Below are 2,896 nucleotides of genomic sequence, written 5' to 3' on the forward strand. Positions count from 1 at the left end.
CGGCGGCGACCGGGGCGGCGTCGGCGGCGACCGGGGGCGAGGTCGCCGGGCCACCGGGCAGGTCAGCGCCGGCGGGCCACCATGTTCATCGCGGTCGCGGTGAGGACCGGGTCGCCGTCCTGATTGATCAGGGTCACGTCGGTCGTCAGCACCCCGCGGTCCGGCTTGGTGCGCGACGGGCGGACACCCGTGGTCTCGCACACCAGGGTCAGCCGGTCGCCGGGGCGCAGGGGCCGCACCCACCGCAGCTCGTCGATCCCGGGCGAGGCGAGGCTCGCCACGCTGGTGAGGTAGTTGTCCGCGAAAAGGCGCATCATGAGCGCGGCGGTCTGCCAGCCGCTCGCGATGAGGCCGCCGAACGGGCCGGCGGCCGCGGCGTCCGGGTCGGTGTGGATGCTCTGCGGGTCGTAGCGCCGGGCGAACTCCATGATCTCCCCGGCGTCGACCGACTCCTCGCCGAAGCGGTACCGGTGACCCTCGGTGTAGTCCTCGAGGTACCGGTCGTCGATCGGGGTGGTGAACTGGTCGAACTTCTCGTCCGTCATGCTGCCTCCCACTGCTGTGTGTACGCTCCCCAGTTAATCACCACTCACCGACTGGAGGACGGGGATGGCGTACTTCGAGAGGCTCGGACCGGGGAGCTTCCGGCCCACCGATCATGTGAGCGGCGCCTGGGACGAGTCCACGCAGCACATCGGTCCCGCGCTGGGACTGCTCGTCCATGCCGTGGAGCTCGACCTGGCCGGACGGCGCGACGATCCGATGGTCCTCTCGCGCCTGACGTACGAGCTGCTGGGCGTGGTGCCCATGGACGCGGTGGACGTCGAGGTGGAGGTGATCCGACCCGGGCGCACGATCGAACTGGTGGAGGCGACCTATTCCCACGGCGACCGGGCGGGCATCCGGCTCCGCGCGTGGTTGCAGCAACCGCGCGACACCGGGGCGATCGCCGGAGACGCCTTCGACCCGCTGCCGCCTCCGCAGGAGATGGAGCCGTGGGATCCCACCTCCGTGTGGGGCGGCGGGTACCTCGCCTCCGCCCGGGTGCGGCGGGACTCGAGGGGGCCGGGCCGGGCCCGGTACTGGGTGCGCACCGACGTCCCTCTGCTCGCGGGGGAGGCGGTCAGCCCGCTCGCGCGGATGACGGCCCTCGTCGACATCGCCAACGGGATGGCGATCCGCGCGGACCCGGCCGTCGTCACCTTCCCCAACATCGACCTCACCGCCCACCTCGTGCGCTCACCCGCGGGGCAGTGGCTGGGTTTCGACACCCGCGTCACCTTCGGACCCGGCGGCCTGGGGCTGACCGCGAGCGTGATCCACGACGAGGACGGACCGGTCGGCACCGTGTCCCAGTCGCTGACCGTACGGCCGTAGAGGGCCGGCGCGCGACGAGGCCCGGGCGCGGCTCTACAACAATCGCAGGTAGCAGCGCATCCCCGATCCGCTGTCCGGATCGCGGTCGGTGAACCCGTGGCGTTCGTAGAAGCGCCGCGCGCCCAGGTCATCGGCGTCGACGTTGATCAGCATCTCCTCGCACCGCCTGGCGACCACCTCGGACAGCACGCGGCTGACGATCGCCGTCCCGACACCGCGCCCCCGGAGCTCCGGTCGGACGTAGAGCTCCTCGAGCTGCGCGAGAGGGTGGTCGGAGTAGGGGGTGGGGCGCAGGGTGACCAGGGCGAAGCCGACGTCGGTGGAAACGCCCGGGTTGCCGGGGCTCCCGGGGGAGGCGACGACGGCGAGGACGTCGTCGCGCGCGAGGAGGTCCCCGAATCGCCGGGCGGCGTCGTCGGCGGTGGGCGTCGCGGACTCGAACTCCGTGTTGAACTCGTACAGCATCCGACCGAGCGACCCCGCGTCCGTCGGCGAGGCCAGGCGTATACCCGGGTCGGCGATGGCCGAGGCGGTCCGCGGCGGCGCCCCGGCGGGGAGCGGGCCCTCGAAGGCGGCCCGGAGGCGCGCCAGGTCCTCGGCCACCATCGCGGCGTCCCGCTCGAACTCGTCGTCGTCGACCCCGCGCAGCGTGAAGACCACCTCCGCACCCTCGGGGTGCGGCACGACCCGCAGCGGGTTGTAGGTGACGGTCCCGTCGGGAAGCGCGACCTCGTGGTCCAGTACGCACAGCTCGTTGCGGGGTAGGAAGCGCACGCTCACGCGTCCCATCGGCGAATCCACGACGAGCGTGTCGCCACGGTCCCCGTCACGGCCCCCGTCACCGCCCTCGCCGCCGCCCTCGCCGCCGACCTCACTGTCGGGCTCGATCCGGCCCGACGCCAACCCGGCGGCCCAGGCGCCGAGGTTGGCGGGGTCGCGGGCGTAGGCGTACACCTGCTCGGGCGGGCGGCGGATGACCGTGGAGACGTGTCGCGTGCGCACGCCTCCCAGTATCCGCCGCGCCCGCCCGTCAGTCGACGGGTTCGGTGTCGTGACTTCCCTGGCCCGGGATGCTGGTGATCGTCGTCAGCAGGAAGACCGAGTCGGCGAGCGCGGTGACGGAGTGCCGGCGGTGGGTGAGCGTGTGCAGCTCGCCGGCGGCGATGTCGGTGGTGCCGTCCCCGGTCACGCGGACGGCGCCCTGGAGCAGGTAGAGGCTCGCGGCCGGGGGAGAGTTGTGCTCCTCGAGCTCGGTGCCCTCGGTCAGGGCGAGGAGCGCCTGACGCAGCGGGCCCTCGTGGACGAGGAGCTCGGCGTGGCGACCGTGCTTGGACTCCTTGGCCATATCGAGGATGCGGTCGGCGGTCTCGGTCACATGGTTCATGGTGGAACTCACTGCCTCTCGTGTCGCGGCCATCGGGGTCTCTTTTCACGAACACTACGTCAGGACGGCGACCACCGCGCAAAGCACGATCGTCGCCGCGACCACCGCGGTGGCCAGCGTCCGGGTGGCGCGGGC

General features: G+C 72.4%; 4 protein-coding genes and 1 pseudogene. 1 reads left to right on the top strand and 4 read right to left on the bottom strand.

Features of this window, described 5'->3' with window-relative positions; translation table 11 throughout:
* Nucleotides 1-62: 62 nt before the first annotated feature.
* Nucleotides 63-545, bottom strand: a complete 483-nt coding sequence (locus G6030_RS08775; protein ID WP_007628770.1) for a MaoC family dehydratase — start codon at nt 543-545, stop codon at nt 63-65.
* Nucleotides 546-609: 64 nt separating this feature from the next.
* Here G6030_RS08775 and G6030_RS08780 point away from each other — a divergent pair, with 64 nt between their 5' ends.
* Nucleotides 610-1,377 (top strand): thioesterase family protein, encoded by a 768-nt coding sequence (locus G6030_RS08780; RefSeq protein ID WP_007628771.1) that lies wholly within the window; start codon nt 610-612, stop codon nt 1,375-1,377.
* A gap of 33 nt (nt 1,378-1,410) precedes the next feature.
* Here the strand turns inward: G6030_RS08780 and G6030_RS16480 are convergent, their stop codons facing one another.
* The 3 genes and pseudogenes from G6030_RS16480 to G6030_RS08790 form a co-directional block, all read right to left on the bottom strand.
* Complete coding sequence (locus G6030_RS16480) at nt 1,411-1,842, bottom strand: GNAT family N-acetyltransferase (protein WP_241724261.1); 432 nt, start codon at nt 1,840-1,842, stop codon at nt 1,411-1,413.
* A gap of 114 nt (nt 1,843-1,956) precedes the next feature.
* Nucleotides 1,957-2,379: pseudogene (locus tag G6030_RS16485) on the bottom strand (SRPBCC family protein); the annotation flags it as partial.
* 28 nt (nt 2,380-2,407) lie between these two features.
* Nucleotides 2,408-2,761, bottom strand: a complete 354-nt coding sequence (locus G6030_RS08790; RefSeq protein WP_182642870.1) for a cupin — start codon at nt 2,759-2,761, stop codon at nt 2,408-2,410.
* Nucleotides 2,762-2,896: the final 135 nt, after the last annotated feature.

This window comes from Dietzia sp. E1 (genome assembly GCF_014145015.1).
In the GTDB taxonomy this organism is placed as follows: domain Bacteria; phylum Actinomycetota; class Actinomycetes; order Mycobacteriales; family Mycobacteriaceae; genus Dietzia; species Dietzia cinnamea_A.